General features: G+C 71.0%; 20 protein-coding genes. 18 read left to right on the top strand and 2 right to left on the bottom strand.

The features are described 5' to 3' along the window. The first annotated feature begins 609 nt into the window (after nucleotides 1-609). Entirely contained in the window at nucleotides 610-1,644 is a 1,035-nt protein-coding gene (gene holA / locus ASE87_RS16615) for a DNA polymerase III subunit delta (RefSeq protein WP_056226856.1), read from the top strand. Nucleotides 1,645-1,760: 116 nt separating this feature from the next. Here the strand turns inward: holA and rpsT are convergent, their stop codons facing one another. Then, a complete protein-coding gene (gene rpsT / locus ASE87_RS04200) occupies nucleotides 1,761-2,021 on the bottom strand; it encodes a 30S ribosomal protein S20 (RefSeq protein WP_043596189.1) in 261 nt (86 codons plus the stop codon). A gap of 244 nt (nucleotides 2,022-2,265) precedes the next feature. Between rpsT and ASE87_RS04205 the strand changes: the two genes are divergently transcribed. The 5 genes from ASE87_RS04205 to hemW all read left to right on the top strand — a co-directional run bounded on the left by ASE87_RS04205 (nucleotide 2,266) and on the right by hemW (nucleotide 7,918). Continuing rightward, nucleotides 2,266-3,417 (top strand): pyridoxal phosphate-dependent aminotransferase, encoded by a 1,152-nt coding sequence (locus tag ASE87_RS04205; RefSeq protein WP_043596190.1) that lies wholly within the window; start codon nucleotides 2,266-2,268, stop codon nucleotides 3,415-3,417. A gap of 54 nt (nucleotides 3,418-3,471) precedes the next feature. Beyond that, entirely contained in the window at nucleotides 3,472-3,780 is a 309-nt protein-coding gene (locus ASE87_RS04210; protein WP_056226173.1) for a DUF4190 domain-containing protein, read from the top strand. A gap of 279 nt (nucleotides 3,781-4,059) precedes the next feature. Next, a complete protein-coding gene (gene lepA, locus ASE87_RS04215; protein WP_043592550.1) occupies nucleotides 4,060-5,910 on the top strand; it encodes a translation elongation factor 4 in 1,851 nt (616 codons plus the stop codon). A gap of 5 nt (nucleotides 5,911-5,915) precedes the next feature. After that, nucleotides 5,916-6,689, top strand: coding sequence for a DUF1990 family protein (locus ASE87_RS04220; protein WP_082059736.1), 774 nt, complete (start codon nucleotides 5,916-5,918; stop codon nucleotides 6,687-6,689). A 2-nt stretch (nucleotides 6,690-6,691) separates the two neighbouring features. Then, on the top strand, nucleotides 6,692-7,918 hold the full coding sequence (gene hemW / locus ASE87_RS04225) for a radical SAM family heme chaperone HemW (RefSeq protein WP_056226176.1): 1,227 nt from the start codon (nucleotides 6,692-6,694) through the stop codon (nucleotides 7,916-7,918). A gap of 154 nt (nucleotides 7,919-8,072) precedes the next feature. On the opposite strand, the gene ASE87_RS04230 is transcribed toward hemW, so the two are convergent. Then, the gene (locus ASE87_RS04230; RefSeq protein ID WP_235472190.1) at nucleotides 8,073-8,564 is read right to left on the bottom strand and encodes a DUF4870 domain-containing protein; all 492 of its coding nucleotides are present in this window, start codon (nucleotides 8,562-8,564) and stop codon (nucleotides 8,073-8,075) included. Between the two features lie 178 nt (nucleotides 8,565-8,742). Between ASE87_RS04230 and hrcA the strand changes: the two genes are divergently transcribed. The 12 genes from hrcA to ASE87_RS04290 all read left to right on the top strand — a co-directional run bounded on the left by hrcA (nucleotide 8,743) and on the right by ASE87_RS04290 (nucleotide 22,278). After that, nucleotides 8,743-9,765 (top strand): heat-inducible transcriptional repressor HrcA, encoded by a 1,023-nt coding sequence (hrcA, locus tag ASE87_RS04235; RefSeq protein WP_043592554.1) that lies wholly within the window; start codon nucleotides 8,743-8,745, stop codon nucleotides 9,763-9,765. A 107-nt stretch (nucleotides 9,766-9,872) separates the two neighbouring features. Beyond that, the gene (dnaJ, locus tag ASE87_RS04240) at nucleotides 9,873-10,988 is read left to right on the top strand and encodes a molecular chaperone DnaJ (RefSeq protein WP_056226179.1); all 1,116 of its coding nucleotides are present in this window, start codon (nucleotides 9,873-9,875) and stop codon (nucleotides 10,986-10,988) included. Between the two features lie 2 nt (nucleotides 10,989-10,990). Then, entirely contained in the window at nucleotides 10,991-11,734 is a 744-nt protein-coding gene (locus tag ASE87_RS04245) for a 16S rRNA (uracil(1498)-N(3))-methyltransferase (RefSeq protein ID WP_043592557.1), read from the top strand. Nucleotides 11,735-11,784: 50 nt separating this feature from the next. Next, nucleotides 11,785-12,162: a histidine triad nucleotide-binding protein gene (locus ASE87_RS04250; protein WP_056226858.1), complete on the top strand. Its 378-nt coding sequence runs from the start codon at nucleotides 11,785-11,787 to the stop codon at nucleotides 12,160-12,162. After that, the gene (locus ASE87_RS04255; RefSeq protein WP_056226182.1) at nucleotides 12,152-13,267 is read left to right on the top strand and encodes a PhoH family protein; all 1,116 of its coding nucleotides are present in this window, start codon (nucleotides 12,152-12,154) and stop codon (nucleotides 13,265-13,267) included. Before ASE87_RS04250 ends, ASE87_RS04255 begins: the two co-directional genes overlap by 11 nt. Then, on the top strand, nucleotides 13,264-13,725 hold the full coding sequence (ybeY, locus tag ASE87_RS04260; protein WP_043592560.1) for an rRNA maturation RNase YbeY: 462 nt from the start codon (nucleotides 13,264-13,266) through the stop codon (nucleotides 13,723-13,725). Before ASE87_RS04255 ends, ybeY begins: the two co-directional genes overlap by 4 nt. A gap of 7 nt (nucleotides 13,726-13,732) precedes the next feature. After that, nucleotides 13,733-15,031 carry a hemolysin family protein gene (locus tag ASE87_RS04265; protein WP_052505052.1) on the top strand — a complete coding sequence of 433 codons (1,299 nt, stop codon included), beginning with the start codon at nucleotides 13,733-13,735 and terminating at the stop codon, nucleotides 15,029-15,031. A 61-nt stretch (nucleotides 15,032-15,092) separates the two neighbouring features. Next, a complete protein-coding gene (era, locus tag ASE87_RS04270) occupies nucleotides 15,093-16,031 on the top strand; it encodes a GTPase Era (protein WP_043592564.1) in 939 nt (312 codons plus the stop codon). Nucleotides 16,032-16,165: 134 nt separating this feature from the next. Beyond that, a complete protein-coding gene (locus ASE87_RS04275) occupies nucleotides 16,166-17,428 on the top strand; it encodes a sensor histidine kinase (RefSeq protein WP_052505053.1) in 1,263 nt (420 codons plus the stop codon). Continuing rightward, nucleotides 17,425-18,117: a response regulator gene (locus ASE87_RS04280; protein ID WP_369813993.1), complete on the top strand. Its 693-nt coding sequence runs from the start codon at nucleotides 17,425-17,427 to the stop codon at nucleotides 18,115-18,117. Before ASE87_RS04275 ends, ASE87_RS04280 begins: the two co-directional genes overlap by 4 nt. Nucleotides 18,118-18,349: 232 nt before the next feature. Further along, nucleotides 18,350-19,681 (top strand): esterase family protein, encoded by a 1,332-nt coding sequence (locus tag ASE87_RS04285; protein WP_043592565.1) that lies wholly within the window; start codon nucleotides 18,350-18,352, stop codon nucleotides 19,679-19,681. A gap of 80 nt (nucleotides 19,682-19,761) precedes the next feature. Next, the gene (locus ASE87_RS04290) at nucleotides 19,762-22,278 is read left to right on the top strand and encodes a bifunctional lysylphosphatidylglycerol flippase/synthetase MprF (RefSeq protein ID WP_157489675.1); all 2,517 of its coding nucleotides are present in this window, start codon (nucleotides 19,762-19,764) and stop codon (nucleotides 22,276-22,278) included. Nucleotides 22,279-22,357: the final 79 nt, after the last annotated feature.

Here is a 22,357-nt window from a genome sequence, read left to right on the forward strand (position 1 = left end):
CGCGACGGCGGTGCCGAGGTCCAGGAGGCGCGGGTCGGCACCCGGGGACGCCTCGGTGACCACACGTGGCGGCTCCTCTGGCCGCCCTCCTCGACCCCGGCGGGTAACGACGCCAGCCTCGTGTTGCGCCTCGACCCGGGCGGGTCCTGCCGGGTCGGATGCCTCTCCCTGCTGGCCCTCGGCGATCTCGGTGAGACCGCCCAACGCCGTCTCGCCTCGTCACCCGACGGCGAAGAGGGGCTCGGACGGGTCGACGTCGTGAAGGTCTCGCACCACGGGTCGGCGGACCAGCACGCCGAGCTCTACGAGCGGGTGTCGGCCCGGGTGGGGCTGATCGGGGTGGGGGCCGACAACTCGTACGGTCACCCGACCGACGTCGCGCTCGACCTGGTCCGGCACGGCGGGGGAGTCGTGGTCCGCAGCGACGAGGCGGGTCAGGCCGCGGTCACGCCCGTCGACCGTGGGGGCGGCGACGTCGGCCTGCGGATCTGGCGGGAGCACGCGGGGCCCCGGGACCCTGACGACACGTCGGGCACGTCGGTGGCGTCCTCTAGCATCAGAGGTGGCGCGGCGGGCCCCGCGTCCGTGGGACGACGTCCGAGAGGCAGCATGGCAGCGCGAGCGAGTGGCAAGACGGCGAAGAAGGCCTCGGCCGCGATCGACCAGGTGGGGTGGGACAGAATCCGGCCCGCGGCCGTCGTGCTGGTGAGCGGGCCCGAGCAGTTCCTCGCCGATCGGGCCTCGCGCCAGCTGCGCGACCAGCTCGCCGCAGAAGACCCCAGCCTCGAGGTGCACGACCTCGAGGCCGACCACTACCAACCCGGCGAACTCGTGACCCTGGCGAGCCCGTCGCTCTTCGCCGAGCCCCGTCTCATCCGCGTCTCGAACGTCGAGAAGTGCACCGACGCGTTCCTCACCGAGACGCTGCGCTACCTCGACACGCCCGCCGACGACACGACCCTGGTGCTGCGCCACGGGGGCGGGGTCCGCGGCAAGAAGCTGCTGGACGCCGTCCGGGGCGGCACGGGCGGCGGTCTCGAGGTCGTCTGCGCCGAGCTCAAGAAAGACACCGAGAAGCTCGAGTTCGCCGCCGCCGAGTTCGCCTCCGAACGACGACGCATCTCGCAGGGGGCGCTGCGGGCGCTCGTCACGGCCTTCAACGATGACCTGGCCGAGCTCGCCAGCGCCTGCCAGCAGTTGATCAGCGACGCCGCGGCCGAGATCACCGAGGCCACCGTCGAGAAGTACTACTCGGGCCGGGTCGAGACGAACGCCTTCAAGGTGGCCGACGCGGCCATCGCGGGTCACCAGGGCGAGGCCCTCGTGTTGCTCCGTCACGCGTTGTCGACCGGGGCCGATCCCGTGCCCGTGGTGGCGGCGTTCGCGATGAAGATCCGCACGATGGCCAAGCTGCAGGGTTCCTACGGCGGCTCGGGTCAACTCGCCTCACGCTTCGGGCTCGCCCCGTGGCAGGTCGAGCGGGCGCAACGCGACCTCCGTGGCTGGTCCGAGGACGGGCTGGGCCGGTGCATCGAGCTTCTCGCCGAGACCGACGCGGCCGTCAAAGGTGCCGAACGCGATCCGGTGTACGCACTCGAGCGGATGGTGACCATGATCTCGACGCGCGGTGCGCTGCTGTCGTGACTCGCGCCTCCTGACCTTCCGGTGCCGGCCCCACGATCGGTCCGGCACGACGAAGGCCCCGTCTCGATCGAGACGGGGCCTTCGTCGTCGAGCCCGCAGGCTCGGGGGAGGGGAGCCTAGAGGGCGCCGACCTGCTTCGCGATGGACGACTTGCGGTTCGCGGCCTGGTTCTGGTGGATGACACCCTTGCTGGCGGCCTTGTCGAGCTTCTTCGACGCGAGGAGCAGAGCCGAGGTGGCCTTGTCCTTGTCGCCGGCGGCGATGGCCTCGCGGGTGGCGCGGACGGCGGTCTTGAGCTCGCTCTTGACGGCGCGGTTGCGGTCCTGGGCCTTCTTGTTGGTGCCGATGCGCTTGATCTGCGACTTGATGTTTGCCACGTGAACTACTTTCTGGATTCTGTGTCTCGGACGGGTGTGCGCCAGCCGAGCGTCCGACCGACGTGAATCGGTGGACCCGGTGCTGCCGCCGGTGATGGCCACCGGAGCGGCTCTCGGCTGCGATCGCGTTCCGCCACTGCAGACGTAACGCGCAAGCCAACAGGCAACGTTACCAGCAGCAGGCCCGACTCTCAACGAGCGTCGGCCCGACGGCGTGCCGTGTCGTGCGTAGTACCGTGCCATCATGCCCCAGCTCGCGCCCCACATGACCACCGTGCCCGCGTCCGGAATCCGTCGGGTGTTCGAGCTGGCGGCCCAGCTGGACGGCGTCGACATGCTCGTGGTGGGCGAGCCCGACGTGCCCGTGGCCCGCCACATCGCCGATGCCGCACGTCGCGCCTGGGCCGACGACCGCACGGACTACACGCCGAACGGGGGCATCCCGGCCCTGCGCGAGGCGCTCGTGGCCAAGCTCGCCCGCGAGAACGACGTGCACGTGGACCTCGAGCAGGTCTGGGTCACCGTCGGCGGGACGCAGGCCCTGCACCAGACGATGGGGCTCCTGCTGGCGGCGGGTGACGAGGTGCTCGTGCCGGACCCCGGCTACACGACCTTCACGATGAACGCCCGCATGCTCGACGCCGTGCCCGTGCCCTACACGCTGGCACCGGACCTCGACTTCCACCCCGACCTCGACGAGCTCGAGAACCTCGTGGGGGACCGCACCCGCGCCCTCGTCGTCAACAGTCCGTCGAACCCGCTCGGCGTCGTCTACCCAGAAGAGACGTTGCGCCGTCTGCTCGACTTCGCCCGCCGGCACGACCTCTGGGTGATCAGCGACGAGGTCTACGAGTACTTCACCTACGGGCCGAAGCACGTCAGCCTCGCCTCGCTCGACACCGACGACCGGGTGTTCAGCGTCTTCTCGATGAGCAAGACCTACGCCATGACGGGCGTGCGGGTCGGCTACCTCGTGACGCCCAAGGGTCTCGCCGAGACGATGCGCACGGTCCAGGAAGCGGCGATCAGCTGTGTGGCCGAGCCCGACCAGCACGCCGCCCTCGCGGCCGTCGTGGGGGATCACCAGCCCGTGGCCGATGCCCGGGAGCACTACCGGAGCAACCTCGACCTCGCCACGACGCTGCTCGACGAGCGGGGCATCCGCTACCTCGAGCCCACCGGCGCCTTCTACCTCTGGATCGACGTGAGCCACGCCTCGCAGGGCGACGTGGCGGGATGGGCCGAGCGGTTCCTGCTGTCGGAGCGCGTCGCGGTCGCACCGGGCAGTGCGTTCGGCCGGAGCGGCGAGGGGTGGATCCGCGTCTGCCTCGCGTCCGCGCCCGAGGTGATCACCCGCGGGCTCGGCAAACTGCCCGCGCCGGTCGACCCCCGCTGACATCCGGGGGTCAGCCCCCTGGGGTCGCCGCGAGGGTCTTCCTAGGCTCGGAGCATGACGAACCAACCCGTACACACCACCGTCTCCGCCCCCACCACCGGCGTGCGGTCGCCCCTCGCCGTCTGGAGCCTCGTCCTCGGCCTCGCCTCGATCGCCTTCGGCTTCACCTTCGTCGTGCCGATCGCCGGTCTCGTCCTCGGCATCCTGTCGCGCCGCCGTGAGCCCGAGGGGCGCACCATGGCGCTCGTCGGCATCATCTCGTCCGCCGTCATGCTCGCGGGCACGCTGATCGCCCTCGCCGTCGGCCTGGCCGTCGTCGGTGGCGCGGGCGTCATCGCGCTCCTCCCCGGCACCACCGCCTGACCCGCGGCCCGGCCGGCCCGCCCGCCCGGCCCGCCCGCCCGCCCGGCCCGCCCCGCCCGTCCCGCATCTCCCCACGTGCCCGCCTCCAGTCCCGGCCCCCGCGTCGGCAACTCCTGTCTGCCGTCGCGGCGCGAGCCGGAGATCGAGGAGGCGCGGTGCCGCCCGTGGCACCGGGCAGGAGTCGTCGACGGGCGGGCCCCGCGCGGCTCGACGCCCGATCCGTCGCCCGGGCGTGGGAGAATCGTGCGGTACCCCCGCCCACCACCCCCAGAGGATCGTGTGAGTCCCCAAGCAACCCGCGCACTCGAGCCGGCGTCGACCGAGCCCGAGTCCCTCCGCAACTTCTGCATCATCGCGCACATCGACCACGGCAAGTCGACCCTGGCCGACCGCATGCTCGGCATCACCGGCGTCGTCGAGTCGCGCGCGATGCGTGCCCAGTACCTCGACCGCATGGACATCGAGCGCGAGCGCGGCATCACGATCAAGAGCCAGGCCGTCCGCATGCCGTGGGAGCGCAACGGCGAGACGTTCGCGCTCAACATGATCGACACCCCGGGCCACGTCGACTTCAGCTACGAGGTCTCCCGTTCGTTGGCCGCCTGCGAGGGCGCGATCCTGCTGGTCGACGCGGCCCAGGGCATCGAGGCCCAGACCCTGGCGAACCTCTACCTGGCACTCGAGAACGACCTCGAGATCATCCCGGTGCTCAACAAGATCGACCTGCCGGCGGCCGACCCCGACAAGTACGCCGCCGAGTTGGCCGGCCTGATCGGCGGCGACCCCGCCGACGTACTGCGCGTCAGCGGCAAGACCGGCATGGGCGTCGAAGAACTCCTCGACCGCGTGGTCGACCGCATCCCCTCGCCCGTCGGCGTCAAGGACGCACCGCCGCGCGCGATGATCTTCGACTCGGTCTACGACAGCTACCGCGGCGTCGTCACGTACATCCGCATGATCGACGGCACCCTGCACCCGCGCGAGAAGGTGCAGATGATGTCGACGAAGTCGACGCACGACATCCTCGAGATCGGCGTCTCGTCGCCCGAGCCCGTCCCCAGCCAGGGGCTGTCGGTCGGCGAGGTCGGCTATCTCATCACCGGCGTGAAGGACGTCCGCCTCTCGAAGGTGGGCGACACCGTCACGACGGCGGCCAAGCCCGCGACCGAGGCACTCAGCGGCTACACCGAGCCGCTGCCCATGGTCTTCTCGGGGCTCTACCCGATCGACGGCAGCGACTACCCCATCCTGCGCGAGGCCCTCGACAAGCTCAAGCTGTCGGACGCCGCGCTGGTGTACGAACCCGAGACCTCCGTGGCCCTGGGGTTCGGCTTCCGCTGCGGGTTCCTCGGCCTGCTGCACCTCGAGATCGTCACCGAGCGCCTCGAGCGTGAGTTCGGCCTCGACCTCATCACGACGGCGCCGAGCGTCATCTACGAGGTCACGACCGAAGACAAGCAGACCGTCACGGTCACCAACCCGAGCGAATTCCCGGGCGGCAAGATCACCAGCGTCAGCGAGCCCATGGTCAAGGCGGGCATCCTCGCGCCCAAGGACTACGTCGGCGTCATCATGGAGCTCTGCCAGCAGCGCCGCGGCACCCTGCTCGGCATGGAGTACCTCGGCGAGGACAGGGTCGAGATCCGTTACGCGATGCCCCTCGGCGAGATCGTGTTCGACTTCTTCGACAGCCTCAAGTCGAAGACGGCGGGCTACGCCAGCCTCGACTACGAACCCATCGGCGACCAAGAGGCCGACCTGGTCAAGGTCGACATCCTGCTGCAGGGCGAACAGGTCGACGCGTTCAGCGCGATCGTGCACCGCGACAAGGCCTACGCCTACGGGGTCCTCATGACGGGCCGGTTGCGCGAGCTCATCCCGAGGCAGCAGTTCGAGGTGCCCATCCAGGCCGCCATCGGTGCCCGGATCATCGCCCGCGAGAGCATCCGCGCCATGCGCAAGGACGTCCTGGCCAAGTGCTACGGCGGTGACATCTCGCGCAAGCGCAAGCTGCTCGAGAAGCAGAAAGAGGGCAAGAAGCGCATGAAGACCATCGGTCGGGTCGACGTGCCCCAAGAGGCCTTCATCGCCGCCCTCAGCGGTGACGTCGAGAAGAAAGACAAGAAGTAGGGTCCATGCGTCGAGCCACCCACACGGAGACCCGCACGACCTACGGCGAGGTCGGGGCGACGCAGGCCCCCGACCTCATGCAGTACCCGCCGAAGGGATTCAAGCCGGCCGAGTACCGGGCGCGCGTCGGCCACGGCGACGCCCGCTTCGCCGCGGCCTGGATCGCCACGATGACCTGGCAGATCCAGGAGCGCAGCGGCATCCGCGTCCGGGTCGACAGCGTGCCGCCGGCCGACGAGAGCGAGTACACGCCCGTCCAGTTCGACGAGCACGGGCAACCGGTCGACGCGGCCGAGTGGACGACCGCGCGCGACGAGTCGCGGTACTCGCCCGACGGCACACCCCTCCTCACGGCGGGCACGACGGCCACGCTCAGCATCGAGGCCTACGGGCGCACGGTCGAGGCGCCGGTCCGCGTCGTCTACGTCATCGACGAACCGAAGCGCAAGGGCTTCGCGTACGGAACCCTCGACGGCCACCCCGAGAGCGGCGAGGAATCCTGGATCGTCGACCAGACCGACGACGGTTCGGTCTGGCTCTCCATCAGGTCGTTCTCCAAGCCGTCGAGCGCGAAATGGCGCCTCGTGGCACCTTTCCTGCGACGCACGCAGGCGCAGTACACGAAGCGGTACCTGCGGGCCCTGAGCCTCAACGAGAAGGGCGAGCAGACCGACGAGGTCGTCGTCGTGGAGGACACCGAGGCCGGGGTCGGCGATCCCCGCGGCGACGACCGGCCCCCGACCGGTCCGCGCGGCGACGCCTCGGGAACCGGCGCCTGACGGTGCCCGGAGCCCTTCCCCTCGGCGATCCCGCCCCCGTCGACGGACGCCTGCCCGAGACCGTCGCGGTCGGCGCGGACGACCGCAACTTCGGGGTCTACCTGCACGTCCCGTTCTGCCGCGTGCGCTGCGGGTACTGCGACTTCAACACGTACACCGGCGACGAACTGCGGGGCGCACGCCGGGACGACTACGCCGGGCAGGCCGTCGCCGAGATCGAGCTCGGGGGACGTGTGCTGCGCGAGGCGGGTCTGCCGCCGCGCCGCGCCTCCTCGGTGTTCTTCGGCGGGGGCACCCCGACGATGCTGCCCGCGGGCGACCTGACGTCGATGCTGCACGCGATGGTCGACACCTGGGGTCTCGAGCCCGGCGCCGAGGTGACGACCGAGGCGAACCCCGACTCGGTCGACGCCGCGTACCTGCAGCAGCTCGCCGACGCCGGGTTCACGCGCGTCAGCTTCGGCATGCAGTCGGCCGTGCCGAGCGTGCTCGCCACCCTCGAGCGCACGCACGATCCCGAGCGCATCCCGTTCGTGGTGCGCTGGGCGCGTGACGCCGGGCTCGACGTCAGCCTCGACCTCATCTACGGCACGCCCGGCGAGACCCTCGACGACTGGAGGCGTTCTCTCGACGTCGCCCTCGAGCAGCAGCCCGACCACCTCTCGGCCTACTCGTTGATCGTCGAGGACGGCACGAAGCTCGCCCGCCAGATCAAGCGCGGCGAGGTCCCGATGCCCGACGACGACACCGCGGCCGACATGTACGAAATCGCGGACGACCGGCTCGCCGCGGCGGGGTACGACTGGTACGAGGTCAGCAACTGGTCGCGTGGCGTCGAGCACCGCTCCCGCCACAACCTGGCCTACTGGCAGGGCCACGACTGGTGGGGCGTCGGCCCGGGCGCGCACAGCCACGTCGGCGGCGTCCGATGGTGGAACGTCAAGCATCCGGCTGCCTACCAACAACGCATGGCCGCGGGCGAGTCACCGGCCGCGGGGCGCGAGACCCTCGACGACGAGACCCGTCGGGTCGAGCGCGTCCTGCTCGGGGTGCGCATCCGCGAGGGGCTGCCGACCTCCGAGCTCGACGACGACGGGCGCCAGGCGGTCGCCGGGCTCATCGCCGACGGCTGGGTCGAGGGGCGCCCGGCCCTGCAGGGTCGCGTGGTGCTCACCCGTGAGGGTCGCCTCATGGCCGACGCCGTCGTGCGGCGCCTGCTGCCCGACTGACCCGGTGTGCCCGGATCGAGTCACGTTCTCGGTCGGCGCCCCGAGGCGACGGACCCGGAGGCACGGGCCCGGGAGGCACGGGCCCGGAACGCAGGAGGCGCGGCTCCCGGGGGAGTCGCGCCTCGCGTCGTGCCCGTCCGGGCCGGTCGACCGCCTACTTGATGAACTCGATGGTCAGCGGGTACTTGTACCACTGGCCCTTGTTGGCCGCGACGGCGGCGATGATCGAGAAGATGATGACGAGGATGCCGGCGACGAGTGCGAGCACGCCTCCGATGACGATGATCGACAGGATCGCCGAGATCACGTAGACGATGGCCATCGTGATCTGGAAGTTCAGCGCGGTCTTGGTGTGTTCCCGGATGAACGGGCCACGGTCCTTCAACACGAGGTAGCCGACGAGAGCCGGGACGAACGCGAAGATGATGCCGCCGAGGTGGATGAGCGTCGACCACAGCTTCTCGTCCTCGGGGCGCATCGGCTGGACGGGCTGCTGCTGGTAGCCGGGCTGCTGGCCGTAGCCGGCGCCGGGCTGCTGGCCCTGACCGGGCTGCTGGCCGTGGCCGTAGGGCTGGCCGGGCTGCCCGTTCTGGCCGGGTCGCCCGTTCTGCGGGCCGTTCGGCTGGGCGGGAGGGTTCTCGGTCATGGCTGCACCTGTTCGTGAGTGTCCTGCGGATGTCCCCGCCACCCTAGGGCAGCCGGGCGCGGCGCGAGTAGGCCTCGCGACGGAGGTGTCGTACGATTGGCAGTCCGGCACGTCGAGTGCCAGGACCGGTCGCCCGGCGGGCGGACGACCCGGGGCGTCGAGCGAAGAGAGGTGCGTCATGGTCTCCGAACGCGGTCTCGAAGTCCTGCGCGTCATCGTGCACGACTACGTCGCGTCCCGTGAGCCCGTGGGCTCCAAGTCCATCGTCGAGCGACACCAGTTCGGCGTCTCGGCGGCGACGATCCGCAACGACATGGCGCTGCTCGAAGAAGAAGAGCTCATCGCGGCCCCGCACACCTCGTCGGGTCGGGTGCCGACCGACAAGGGCTATCGGCTCTTCGTCAACCAGCTCGCCGACCTGAGACCCCTCAGCGCCGCCCAGCGTCAGGCCATCGAGACCTTCCTCGGCGACTCCACCGACCTCGACGAGGTGCTGGGGCGGACGGTCCGTCTGCTGTCGCAGCTCACGAACCAGGTGGCGCTGGTGCAGTACCCCACCTTCTCCCGGGCCCGCGTGCGTCACGTCGAACTGGTCAGCCTGGGCGACGGCCGCGTCATGACGGTGCTCATCACCGACAGCGGCCAGGTCGAGCAGCGGGTCGTCGACATCCGCACCGCCGTCGACGAGTCCTTCCTGTCCGAACTGCGGGCCGCCATCAACGCCGCGGTCGGCGGACGGCCCCTCGGTGAGGCCTCCACGGCCCTCACCGACCTGCCGACGCGCTTCCGCCCCGATCTCGCGGCGGTCGTCGGCGTCGTCGTCGCGAGCCTCACCGAGCAGATCGCCGCCGGACGCCAGGACCGCCTCGTCATGGCCGGTGCGGCGAACCTGGTGCGCACGGGCGACGACTTCAGCGGTGACCTCTTCCCGGTGCTCGAGGCGATCGAAGAACAGGTCGCCCTGCTGCGGTTGTTCGGCGAGATGCAGCTCGACGCCGTCGACGTGGCCGCGAGCATCGGACGGGAGAACGCCTCGTTCGGGTTGTCGCAGGCGTCGGTGCTGGCCAGCGGGTACTCGACGCAGGGCAGCGAGATCGCGAGGCTCGGCGTCCTCGGGCCCATGCGCATGGACTACTCGACCAACATGGCGGCGGTGCGTGCCGTCGCCCGTTACCTGTCGTCGCTGCTCGCCGAGCGGTAGCCGACGCCGACGGCCCCGGCCGTCCCACGACCCCATCCCGTCCCGGTCCGCCGGGCCCGGCCCCGCCGGGAAGACCACCACACCACACCAGAGGCAGACGAGAACCAGTGGCAGATCATTACGACGTCCTCGGAGTCGACCGTCAGGCGACCCCGGAAGAGATCAAGAAGGCGTACCGCAAGCTCGCTCGCGAGCTGCACCCCGACGTCAATCCCAGCCCCGACGCGTCCGAACGGTTCAAGGACGTCACGCACGCCTACGACGTGCTCAGCGACCCGCAGCAACGCGAACGCTACGACCTGGGTCCGCAGCCCGGCTTCGGCGGCGGTGGCGGTGGCGGGGCCGCCGGCTTCGGCGACATCTTCGACGCGTTCTTCGGCGGTGGTGGTCAGGGCCAACGTCAGGGGCCGCGGTCCCGGCGCGAACGCGGGCAGGACGCGCTCCTGCGCCTCGAGGTCGACCTCGAGGACATCGTCTTCGGCACGCAGCGCGACATCGAGGTCGACACGGCCGTCCTCTGCGACACGTGCAGCGGCTCGTGCTGTGCACCCGGCACCTCGCCCCAGACCTGCGACATCTGCGGTGGCTCCGGGCAGATCCAGCGCACCGTGCGCTCGCTGCTCGGCAACGTCATGACGTCGAGCCCGTGCGGAACCTGCCGTGGGTACGGCACCGTCATCCCCAACCCCTGCCCGACGTGCCAGGGCCAGGGGCGCGTCCGGGCCCGGCGTTCGATCCCCATCGACATCCCCGCGGGCGTCGACACCGGGCTCAGGCTCCAGTTGCCCGGTCAGGGCGAGGTCGGCCAGGCCGGCGGCCCGAACGGCGACCTCTACCTCGAGGTCAAGGTGCGGCACCACGACACCTACAGCCGCAACGGCGACGACCTGCTGGCGACGCTCGAGGTGCAGATGACCGACGCCATCCTCGGCACGACGACGACGCTCACCGGGCTCGACGGCGAGATCGAGGTCGAGATCAGGCCCGGCACCCAGAGTGCCGACATCCTCACCGTGAAGGACCGCGGCATCACCCGACTGCGCGGAACGGGTCGCGGCGACCTCAAGATCGGCGTCCAGGTGGTCACCCCGACCAAGCTCAGCCACAAAGAGCGCGAGTTGATCGAGAAGTTCGCCTCGGGTCGGCGCTCTGCGGCTCCCGAGCTGTCGCACTTCCAGCAGGGCCTCTTCGGCAAGTTGCGCGACCGCTTCCTCAACTTCTGATCGTGGCGCACTTCTACCTGGTCGACGACCTGGTCGCCGCCGAGGTCGGTTCGACCGTCGAGCTGACCGGTTCCGAGGCGCGGCACGCGGTGACGGTCAGCCGTGTCCGGGTGGGCGAAGCGCTCACCCTCGGCAACGGTCGGGGCTTGGTGGTCCAGGGCGAGGTGAGCGAGGCGGCGCCCGAGCGGCTGGTGCTGCTCGCGACGCGGGTGGTGCGGCACGAGGCGCCGACGACGCGGCTGGTCCTCGCCCAGGCCCTCGCCAAGGGCGACCGCGACGAGCTCGCGGTACAGGCCGCGACCGAGCTCGGCGTCGACGAGATCGTCCCGTGGGCCGCGGCCCGCAGCATCTCCCGTTGGGAGGGTCCCAAGGTCGCCAAGGGGCTCACCCGCTGGTCGTCGATCGTGCGCGAGGCGACCAAGCAGTCGATCCGTCCGTGGGCGCCCGAGGTGTCCGGGCTCGCGACGACGCGGCAGCTGGCCGAGCGCGCCTCCCGCGATCTCGTCCTCGTGCTCGAGCCGTCGGCCGAGCAGGCGCTCACGGCGGTCGACCTCACCGCAGGAGGCGCGGTGCCCGACCGCGTCGTCGTGGTCGTCGGTCCCGAGGGCGGGGTGTCGCCCGCCGAGCTGCAGCAGCTAGCCGAGGCCGGTGCCCGCGCCGTGCGCCTCGGGGACGCCGTCCTGCGTACCTCCACGGCCGGTCCGGCCGCCCTGTCCGTGCTGAGCGTGCGTCTCGGCCGCTGGTGACCGCCACGCACCCGGGGGTCGTGTCGGCGGTCGTCGCTACGATGGGCAGCATGTCCGAGACCTCCGACGAGCCCACCGTCTTCAGCCGCATCGTCGCGCGCGAGATCCCCGCCGACATCGTGTTCGAGAGCGACACGGTCATCGCGTTCCGCGACATCGCGCCCCGGGCACCCGTCCACCTGCTCGTGGTGCCCAAGACCCAGGCGTACCGCGACGTCGTCGAACTCGCCGAGGGCGACCCCGCGCTGCTCGCCGAGCTGGTGGCGACCGCCTCCCGGCTCGCGGCCGACCCGGCGGCGTTCGGGGAACACTCCGGGTCAGAGTTCCGTTTGATCTTCAACACCGGCGCATCCGCCGGGCAGACCGTGTTCCACGTGCACGCCCATGTGCTCGGCGGACCCCTGGAGGAAGGCACCCTTGCCCACTAGCGACACGAACGCCACCGGCCCCTCGACACCGACGACGGGCGACGACGTCCGGCGCGTCGACGTCACCGTCGACGGCGTCGCCATGGTCCAGCTGCTGGGCCCGCAAGACCGCCTGCTGCGTGCGGTCGAGAAGCAGTACCCCGAGGTCCGCGTGCTCGTGCGCGGCAACGAGGTCACCCTCGAGGGGCCCTCGTCCGCGGTTGGCCGGGCCGAGGGGCTCGTCGACGAGCTCGTCTCGATGGTCCGCGGCGGCCACGACCTCGGCCCGGCCGAGGTCGCGACGTCGGCCCGTCTGCTCGACTCGGGGCAGGGCAGCCCGTCCGAGGTCTTCGGGCAGCCCATCGTCACCAGCCGCGGCAAGGGCGTGCGGGCGAAGACACCGGGTCAGAAAGAGTACGTCGACGCGATCGACCAGCACACCATCACGTTCGGCATCGGCCCGGCCGGTACGGGCAAGACCTACCTGGCCATGGCCAAGGCCGTCCAGGCACTGCAGCGCCGCGAGGTCCAGCGGATCATCCTGACGCGCCCCGCGGTCGAGGCCGGCGAGCGGTTGGGTTTCCTGCCCGGCACCCTCACCGACAAGATCGACCCGTACCTCCGACCGCTCTACGACGCGCTCAACGAGATGATGGACCCCGAGATCGTGCCCAAGCTGCTCGCGGCCGGCACCGTCGAGGTGGCCCCTCTGGCCTACATGCGCGGTCGGACGCTCAACGACGCGTTCGTCGTCCTCGACGAGGCGCAGAACACGACGCCCGAGCAGATGAAGATGTTCCTCACCCGGCTCGGCTTCGGCTCGCGCATGGTCGTCACGGGCGACGTCACCCAGGTCGACCTGCCCACGGGGGCCAGCGGGCTCCAGCTCGTCACGACGGTGCTCGACGGCATCGACGACATCCACTTCGCCCGCCTCACCAGCGACGACGTGGTGCGGCACACGCTCGTGGGCCGCATCGTCGACGCGTACACGACCTACGACGCCGAACGTCAGACCCAGCAGCACCGCCGTCACGAAGCGGCGAACGACCAGGTCGAAGCGGGCAACCGCTCCGAACGCCGGGCCGACGCCCGCGACCGCCTGCCGAAGAAGGGAACCCGGTGAGCATCGAGGTCGCCAACGAATCCGCCGTCGAGGTCGACGAGGCCACGATCCAGCGCCTGGCCACCTTCGCGCTCGACCAGATGCACGTGCATCCCGAGGCCGAGCTCGCGATCGTGTTCGTCGACGAGGCCGCGATGGAGCAACTCCACGTCCAGTGGATGGACGAACCCGGCCCGACGGACGTGCTGAGCTTCCCGATGGACGAGCTGCGTCCGGGCACCGAGGACGAGCCGACGCCGGCCGGCCTGCTCGGCGACATCGTCGTGTGTCCGCAGGTGGCCGTCGCACAGGCCGCCACGGCGGGGCACAGCCCCCTCGACGAGATGCTGCTGCTCACCTGTCACGGCGTCCTGCACCTCCTCGGGTTCGACCACGCCGAGCCCGACGACGAGCGCGAGATGTTCGGTCTGCAGCGCGAGATCCTCGCGGCCTTCGCCGCGGCCGACACGAGTCGGTGACGCCGTGATGGTCACGGTCTTCGTCGTCGTGGCGGTCTTCCTGGTGGTCTTCGGCGGCCTGTTGGCCGCGGCCGACTCGGCCCTCGGCGTGCTCAGCCGCCAGGACCTCCTCGACGAGGCCGACGACGATCCGCGCCACGCGACGGCGTTGACCGCCATCGCCGCCGACGTCGGGGCGCACGTCAACGCCGTCAACTTCGTGCGCATCCTGGCCGAGACGTCGGCGGCCGTCCTCGTGTCGCTGTCGTTCGCGTTCTCGGTCGAGCCCTGGTGGTTGGCCCTCCTGCTCTCGGCGCTCATCATGACGGTCGTGTCGTTCGTCCTCGTCGGCTCCAGCCCGCGCAGCGTCGGTCGCGCCCACGCTCGTGGTCTCGTGCGGCTCACCTCGGGGCTGGTGCGGTTCGTCCGGGTCGTCCTGGGGCCCCTGGCCGACGCCCTGGTGGCCGTCGGCAACCGGGTGACCCCCGGTCGTCCGCGCAGCGCGTCGTTCTCGTCCGAAGAGCAGTTGCTCAGCATGGTCGACGAGGCGACCGAGCTCGACGTCCTCGAAGAGGACGACCGCGAGCTCATCCACTCGATCTTCGAGTTCAGCGACACCGTGGTCCGCGAGGTCATGGTGCCCCGCACCGACATGGTCACCCTCGACGCCACCGCCTCCGTCGGATCGGCGATGAGCCTCTTCCTCGGCCGGGGCGTGTCCCGCGTGCCCGTCGTCGGCCGCGATTCCGACGACGTCGTCGGCATCGTCTACCTGCGCGACCTCGCCCGACGATTGCACGAGCACAGCGGCGACGACTCGGCTCCCGTCACGACCCTCGCCCGTCCGGCGGTCTTCGTGCCCGAGTCCAAGAAGGCCGACGACGCGCTGCGACAGATGCAGCTCGACAAGAACCACCTCGCCATGGTCGTCGACGAGTACGGCGGCATCGCCGGCCTCGTCACGCTCGAGGACCTCATCGAAGAACTCGTCGGCGACATCAGCGACGAGTACGACCGCGAGGTCGCCCCGCAGCGCGAGGTCTCCGCAGGGGTCTTCCGGGTGAGCGCCCGTCTCCCCGTCGACGAGCTCGGCGACCTCTTCGGCCTCGAGCTGGACGACGACGACGTGGACTCGGTGGGCGGGCTGCTCACCAAGGTCCTGGGGCGATTGCCCGAGCAGGGGTCGGTCGTCCGCGTGTCGGGTCTCGTCCTCACGGCCGATCGCACCGAGGGTCGCCGGCACGACCTGCAGACCGTGCTGGTCGAGCGTGATCCCGACCTCGCGGACGCACAGGCCGCATTCGCCGACGCCGCTCGCGACGACTGAGCACCGGGTCGCGTCGGCCCTCCACCTCCCACCCGTTCCACCACGTTCACGAAAGGCCCCCATGTCGACCACCGGAGACGACCTCACCCCCTCGGCCGCGCCTCCTCGGGGGTCGACCTACCGAGCCGGGTTCGTCTCGTTCGTCGGTCGGCCCAACGTCGGCAAGTCGACGCTGACCAACGCCCTCGTGGGCCAGAAGGTGGCCATCACCTCGTCGAAGCCGCAGACGACCCGACGGGCCATCCGCGGCATCGTGCACCAGGCGACCGGTCAGCTGGTCCTGGTCGACACCCCGGGCATGCACCGTCCGCGCACGCTGCTCGGCGAGCGGCTCAACGACATCGTCCAGACCACGCTCGGCGACGTCGACGTGATCGGGTTCTGCGTGCCGGCCGACGAGAAGCTGGGCCCGGGCGACCGGTTCATCAACGAGCAGCTCGACCAGTACCCGAGGGCCAAGAAGGTCGCGATCGTCACCAAGACCGACGCGACGTCGCGGCCGGCGGTCGCCGAGCAGTTGCTGGCGGTCAGCCGGCTGCGCGACTGGGAGGCCATCATCCCGTTGTCCGCCGTCAGTGACGTGCAGCTCGACGTCCTCACCGCCGAACTCATCAAACTCATGCCGGTGTCGCAGCCGCTCTACCCGTCCGACGCGGTGACCGAAGAGGGCTTGACCGACCGGGTGGCCGAGTACGTGCGTGAGGCCGCCCTCGAGGGCGTGCAGGACGAGCTGCCGCACTCGCTCGCCGTGACGATCGACGACATGGTCGAACGTGACGACAAGGACCTCCTCGAGATCTACGCGAACCTCTTCGTCGAGCGCGACAGCCAGAAGGCCATCGTCATCGGCAAGGGGGGTCAACGCCTGCGCGAGGTGGGTGAGCGTGCGCGGGCGCAGATCGAGCCGCTCATCGGCAAGCAGGTCTTCCTGTCGATCCGCGTGAAGGTCGCGAAAGACTGGCAGCGCGACCCGAAGCAGCTCGGTCGGCTGGGGTTCTGACACCCTCTCCCGGTCGCTCGGCCGCCCCGGGCGGGCGGTTGGCCCTCGTCCCTGCGGATGATCGTGATGGTCCCGAGGTCGTTCACGCACGGCGGCCGGCCCGGACGGGCCACCGCAGGTCGTACGGTGGTCGGGTGATCTTCCGACGCCTCGCTCCCTACCAGGTCGCCGTCGACCTGTCGGCGGCGTTCCTGCTCGGCGTGGTCGGCCTGGTCTTGTCGGACGGCGTCGTGACGACCCCGTTCGTCGTGCTGGGCATGACGGTCACCTTCGCCCTGAGGCGGCTGTCGCCCGGGCTCGCCCTGACCCTCGCCTGGCTGGTCGCCGCGTCCCAGATGGTCACGGGCAGCACGCCCGGTGTCACGAACCTCGCGATCTGCGCGGTGCTGTACTCCACGGCCGCGTACGGCACCGACCGGGTCAAGTGGTCGGGCCTGGTCTCCGTGGGCGTGGGCGCCCTCCTGGGCACGTTCTACCTCTCGTTCGTGCAGCAGAGCCTGTTCGGCGTCGACTACGACATCTACGCGGTGACCGACGTCGTCCGCATCCTCCTGCAGCTGGGCATCAGCCTCCTCGGATTCCTCGCCCTGCTCGGTCTGCCCTGGGCCGGCGGGCTGCTGGCCCGGGCGAGGTGGTCCGAGCGGCTCAGCCGTGAGGCGCGGCTCGTCGCCGAGCGCGAGACCGCCCGTGCCGAGAACGACGCCGCCCGGGCCGAGCGCGAGGCCGCCCGAGCCGAGCGCGACATCGCCGTCGAGCAAGAACGCAACCGGATCGCCCGGGACATGCACGACGTGGTCGCCCACTCGCTGGCCGTCGTGATCGCCCAGGCCGACGGGGCGCGTTACGCCGCCCGGGTCGACCCGACCTCGGTGGACGGGGCGCTCACCACCATCGCCACGACGGCTCGGGAGGCCCTCGGCGACGTCCGCGTGCTCCTCGGTCAGTTGCGGCACAGCCAGGGAGAGGCGCCGCAGCCCGCCCTCGGCGATCTCGACCGGCTGCTCGACCAGATGCGCGGCTCGGGCCTCACGGTCGACCTGCGCGTGACGGGCGAACCCCAGGTGCTCGGGACCAACCGGCAGCTCGCCGTGTTCCGCATCGTGCAGGAGAGCCTGACCAACGTCCTCCGGCACGGTGCCGTCGACCAGCCCGTCGGCCTGCACTTCGACTGGCGCTACGAGGCCCTGCACCTGGTGGTCTCGAACGTCGTGCGACCGCCGACACGTCCGGTCGACACGACCGGCGACGAGCGGCGGGGCGGCCACGGGCTCGACGGCATGCGGGAGCGTGCCACCCTGGCGGGCGGCTCGCTCACCACCCAGAACGCCGACGGACGCTTCGTCGTCCACGCCATCGTGCCGACCCTGGCACTGACCCAAGAGGTACGCATCCGATGATCGACATGCCCGGCCGCTCGACGGCACCCATCCGCGTCGCGCTGGTCGATGACCAGGCCCTGTTCCGTGCGGGCATCAAGATGCTGGTCGGCTCGCAACCCGACCTGGAGTTCGTGGGCGAGGCCAGCAACGGCGACGAGGGCGTGGCGATGGTCGCGCGCGCCACCCCCGACGTCGTCCTGATGGACATCCGCATGCCCGTCATGGACGGCATCGCCGCCACCACCGCCGTCCTGGCGCAGGCCGAGGCCGCCTCGCGCCGTCCGCCGCGCATCATCGTGCTGACGACGTTCGACCTCGACGAGGCCGCCACCCGCGCCATCCGAGGAGGCGCGAGCGGTTTCGTCCTCAAGGACGCCGACCCCGAGTTCCTGCTCGCCGCGATCCGCACCGTGCACGCGGGCAACGCCGTGATCGCGGCCTCCGCCACGCGAGAGCTCTTCGAGCACTTCGACGGGCGTGCCTCACGCGCCCGGGCCGTGCCCGAGTCGTTCGGCACCCTCACCACCCGGGAGCGGGACATCTTCGACCTCGCAGCGCGGGGCCTCAGCAACTCCGAGATCGCGTCGCGGGAGTTCCTCAGCGAGGCGACCGTCAAGACCCACATCAGCCGTGTGCTGTCGAAGCTGTCCCTGCGTGACCGGGTCCAGCTCGTGGTCTACGCGTACGAACACGGGCTCGCCGAGTAGGTCCGAGCTCGGGGCGAGTCCCTGGCCGACGTCGACAGGACGCCGGTCGAGCGCCGTGCCAGGGCCTTCACGCGTACCGGCGCCGACACCGGCACCGGCACCGTGCAGAGACTGACCGCAACTGATGAGGATGCTGTGACCGAGCGGCGTGGCTCGTGTCGGCTCGCTCCGTGGCGGCAGAGTGTCACCTGGGTGGTCATCACCCCGATCCTCCGCCGAAAGAAGCTCTCGAATGAACTGGTTGCTGTCGGTCCCGTTGTTGTCGTCGACGTCGCTGCTGGTGGTCGACGTGGTCGCCGTCCTGATCGCGATCGCGCTCCTCGTCCGTCCGCGGACCCGACGGACGTGGTGGCGGTGGATCGCCCTCGCGGTCCTCGCCGGGGCCGGCCTGGGCGCCGTCGTCACCTGGTGGCTCGGCGACGTGCGCGACGTGCTGGGACTGTCGCCCACCTGGGTGGACCGTTTCTGGGTCGCCGCGGTGGTCGCCGGCCTCGGGGTGGTCGTCGTCAACCTCATCCGTACCCGGTGGTGGCGCAAGGTCGTGGCCGTCGTGGCGGTCCTGGTGTTCGCCCTGGCCGGCGGACTGGCGCTGAACCGGGACGGCAGCGTGTACCAGAACCTGTCGCAGGCGCTCGGCCTGGACGAGGTGCCGGCTCTTCCGGCGACCGCCACCGCGCCTCCGTCCGCGGCCTCCGCGTCGACGGAGTTCGACCCGACCCTCTGGTCGACCTGGAAGGCCCCGTCCGACCTGCCCGCCACGGGCCGGTACGGCAGCGTGTCCATCCCCGGCACGGTCTCGCACTTCCCGGCACGCGACGCCGTCGTCTACCTGCCTCCGGCGGCCCTCGTGGCGAACGCCCCCGCCCTCCCCGTGATGATCATGATGTCGGGGCAACCCGCCGAACCGAGCTCGGTGGTCACGGCCGGCCACCTCGTCGAGACGCTCGACGCCTTCGCGGCGAAGAACCACGGTCTCGCACCGATCGTCGTCGTCCCCGACCAGTTGAGTGCCGACGCGCACAACCCGATGTGCGTCGACGGCGTCCTGGGCAACAGCGCCACCTACATCACCACCGATGTGGTCGACTACATGACGAGCCACTTCCACGTGGCCTCCGGCCCGAGGGCGTGGGCGGTCGGCGGGTTCTCGCAGGGCGGTACCTGCTCGATCCAGTTCGCCGCGTCGCGACCCGACCTGTTCTCGACCTTCATCGACGTGTCGGGTGAACTCGGCCCGTCGATCGGCGACGAGAAGACCACGATCGACCAGGGCTTCGCCGGGAACCGAGCGGCCTACGAGGCGGCCCAACCGCAAGCGATCATGGCGAAGCACGGGCCCTACGCGGACACCGCGGCGTTCTTCGCCGTCGGTGCGACCGACGGCCCGTACGGTCAGATCATGACGGTGAACTCGGCGGCGGCGGCGAAGGCGGGCATGGCGGTGACGCGCTACGTCTCACCGGGCAGCGGACACGACTGGACGACCGCGACCAACGGCTTCGCCCACGGCATCGGGCAGTTCTACCCGCGCCTCGGCCTGAGCGCGGCGGTGCAGACCCCGTGAGCGCCGACGTGACCGAGGCAGGCCCGGACGCACCGACACCGCCCGATCCCCACGAGCCCGTGCCCCACGAGCCGGGGCGGGTGCGACAGGTCGCAGAGGGCATCGGCACCCGTGTGGTGGCGTTCGCCCGCGTCCGTCCCGTGAGTCTCGCGCTCGCGCTGCTGCTCGTCGTGCTGGCTCTCGCCTCGGGCAGCCTGACGCACGCTCCGAGCGAGCGGCTGCGGGAACTCGTCGGCGCGGGGCTCGACCCCTTCGAGGACCGCACCTCGTGGCTGCTCGTCTTCGGGTCGGTGTTCTTCGCCGGCGGTCCCGCCCAACTCGTCCTGGCCGTGGTCGGCGTCCTCGTGCTCGTGGGCGCCGCCGAGCGCCGCATGGGCCCGCGCCGCACGGTCGCGGCCTACCTCGTGACGGCCGTCGTGGCGACCGGCGTCGGCGTCGCGGTCCAGGCCCTGGGGCAGGCGCTCGGCGAGACCTGGGCCCTCGAGGTGGCCGCCGAGTCCACCCTCCACCCGCTCACGCCGGCCCTCGGCACGATCGTGACCGCCAGCGCGTTCTCCGGACCGCTCTGGCGACGCCGCATCCGGCTGGTCGGCTTCTCGTGCGTGTTCGCCTTCGTGCTGTACGACGGGCATCCCTCGGGTCTCTACGCGCTCCTCGGCGCCCTGGTCGGGCTCGCGTTCGGGGTGGTCCTGGCCGGCCGTCCCGCCGAGCGCGGATGGCTGCGCAGCTCGCACCACGAGGTGCGGCGCCTCGCCTCGACCATCGTCGCGGTGACGGCCCTCGGTCCCGTCCTGACCCTGCTCACCCGCAGCCCCATCGGGGCGCTCTCGCCCCTCGGCATGCTGTTCCGTGACGTCCTGCCGGGGCGGTCGCTCTCGGCCGCCTGCGCGGCGGCGGGACAGGGCGCACCCGACCGGCACGCGCCCCCGATCGGGGCCTGCGCGCGGGCCGCGGCCCTCGCGGGCATCGACACCGTGCCGACGGTCCTGCTCAGCCTCCTCCCACTGGCGGTGCTGCTCGTGTGCGCCTGGTACCTGCGGCGTGGTCGTCGCCTGGCCCTCGACGTGGCCGTCGCGGTCAACGGGCTGCTCGCCGTCTTCGCCGGTCTCTACTACGTGGTGCTCCCCGTCACGACCGATCCGGTCGTCGACCAGCCCCGCCACGTGGTCGAGAGGGGCGTGCTCGCCGTGCTGGCGGTCGCCGTGCCGGCCGCGGTCGCCGTCGGACTGTTCCTCCTCCGTCGTCACTTCGGCATCGGGGCCGAGGGGACGCGACGGCCGCGGTTCGCCCTCGTCGTCGTGCTGTCGGGTGTCGTGCTGGCGGTGACGTTCGCCGTCCTCGCGTGGCTGGGGCGCGCCTCCTTCGTGCCGACGATCGAACCGTGGACGCTGCTGCTCGACGTGCCCGAACGCTTCGTGCCGGTCGGTTTCGTCGGGCTCACCCGCATCGGGCCGGTGCCCGACGGCGGCGTCGTCCGGGCCGCGTTCGAGTGGGTGGGGCCGCTCTGGTGGCTCGTCGTGCTGGTCGGGCTCGTGGTGGGTGCGACACGGCCGGGGGACGTCCGTCCCGACGCGGCGCGTGCCCAGGTGCGCGAGATCGTCCACCGGGGTACGCCGGGCACGTTGTCGCACATGGCCTTGTGGGAGGGCAACCGGTACTGGTTCACGGCCGACGCTCGCGCGGCCGTCGCCTATCGCGTCGTCGCGGGGATCGCGGTCACCACGGGTGAGCCGTTGTGCCCGGCCGACCGGCTCCCCGAGGTCACGCGTGAGTTCGCACGCTGGTGCGACGACCAGGGGCTCACCCCGGTCTTCTACAGCGTGAGGGGCGAACTCTCGCCCCTCTTCGCCGACATGGGCTGGTCGACGCTGCCCGTCGGCGAAGAGACCGTGCTCCACCCGGCCACCTTCGCCATGACCGGCAAGAAGTGGCAGGACGTCCGGTCGAGCATCAACCGCGCGACCAAGAACGGGGTCCGGGCCGAGTGGACCCGCTACGCCGACCTCCGGCCCGCGGTCGCCCGCCAGATCGGCGAGATCAGCGAGCAGTGGGTCGCCGAGAAGAACCTGCCCGAGATGGGCTTCACACTCGGCGGCGTGGACGAGTTGCGTGACCACGACGTGGCGCTGATGCTCGCACTGGACGAGGACGACTCGGTCCAGGCGGTGACGAGCTGGTTGCCCTCCTGGCGCGACGGAGAGGTCGTCGGCTGGACGCTCGACTTCATGCGACGCCGACCCGACAGCATGAACGGCGTGATGGAGTTCGTCATCGCTTCGTCGGCACTGGCCATGAAAGAGCAGGGGGTCGAGTTCCTCAGCCTGTCGGCGGCACCGCTCGCGACGAGCGCGTCCTCCGACGGCCCGGCGTCACAGACCGAACGTGTGCTCACCTTCCTCGGACGGGTGCTCGAACCGGCCTACGGATTCCGGACCCTGCTGACCTTCAAGAAGAAGTTCCAGCCCGAGTTCGTGCCTCTCGTCATGGCCTTCCCCGATCCCGTGCAGCTGCCGGCCATCGGCACGGCCCTCGGCCGCGCCTACCTGCCCGACCTCTCGGTCGGTGCCGTCGTGCGGCTCGTCCGCACGGTGGTCTGATCGCGCGGGGGAGCCGAGGAGGCGCGGTGCCCGTCCGCGACGACCCGCGCCTCCTCGGTCGGTGCTAGCCTCGTCACGT

The sequence above is a fragment of the Frigoribacterium sp. Leaf44 genome, from assembly GCF_001421865.1.
GTDB lineage: Bacteria > Actinomycetota > Actinomycetes > Actinomycetales > Microbacteriaceae > Frigoribacterium.

Coding starts and splice junctions, on each gene's coding strand:
- ASE87_RS04250 (WP_056226858.1), top strand. CDS start 11,785: ATGTCCGAGACCTCCGACGAGCCCACCGTCTTCAGCCGCATCGTCGCG.
- ASE87_RS04265 (WP_052505052.1), top strand. CDS start 13,733: ATGGTCACGGTCTTCGTCGTCGTGGCGGTCTTCCTGGTGGTCTTCGGC.
- ASE87_RS04280 (WP_369813993.1), top strand. CDS start 17,425: ATGATCGACATGCCCGGCCGCTCGACGGCACCCATCCGCGTCGCGCTG.
- hrcA (WP_043592554.1), top strand. CDS start 8,743: ATGGTCTCCGAACGCGGTCTCGAAGTCCTGCGCGTCATCGTGCACGAC.
- ASE87_RS04205 (WP_043596190.1), top strand. CDS start 2,266: ATGCCCCAGCTCGCGCCCCACATGACCACCGTGCCCGCGTCCGGAATC.
- ASE87_RS04220 (WP_082059736.1), top strand. CDS start 5,916: ATGCGTCGAGCCACCCACACGGAGACCCGCACGACCTACGGCGAGGTC.
- ASE87_RS04210 (WP_056226173.1), top strand. CDS start 3,472: ATGACGAACCAACCCGTACACACCACCGTCTCCGCCCCCACCACCGGC.
- ASE87_RS04285 (WP_043592565.1), top strand. CDS start 18,350: ATGAACTGGTTGCTGTCGGTCCCGTTGTTGTCGTCGACGTCGCTGCTG.
- ASE87_RS04230 (WP_235472190.1), bottom strand. CDS start 8,564: ATGACCGAGAACCCTCCCGCCCAGCCGAACGGCCCGCAGAACGGGCGA.
- era (WP_043592564.1), top strand. CDS start 15,093: ATGTCGACCACCGGAGACGACCTCACCCCCTCGGCCGCGCCTCCTCGG.
- holA (WP_056226856.1), top strand. CDS start 610: ATGGCAGCGCGAGCGAGTGGCAAGACGGCGAAGAAGGCCTCGGCCGCG.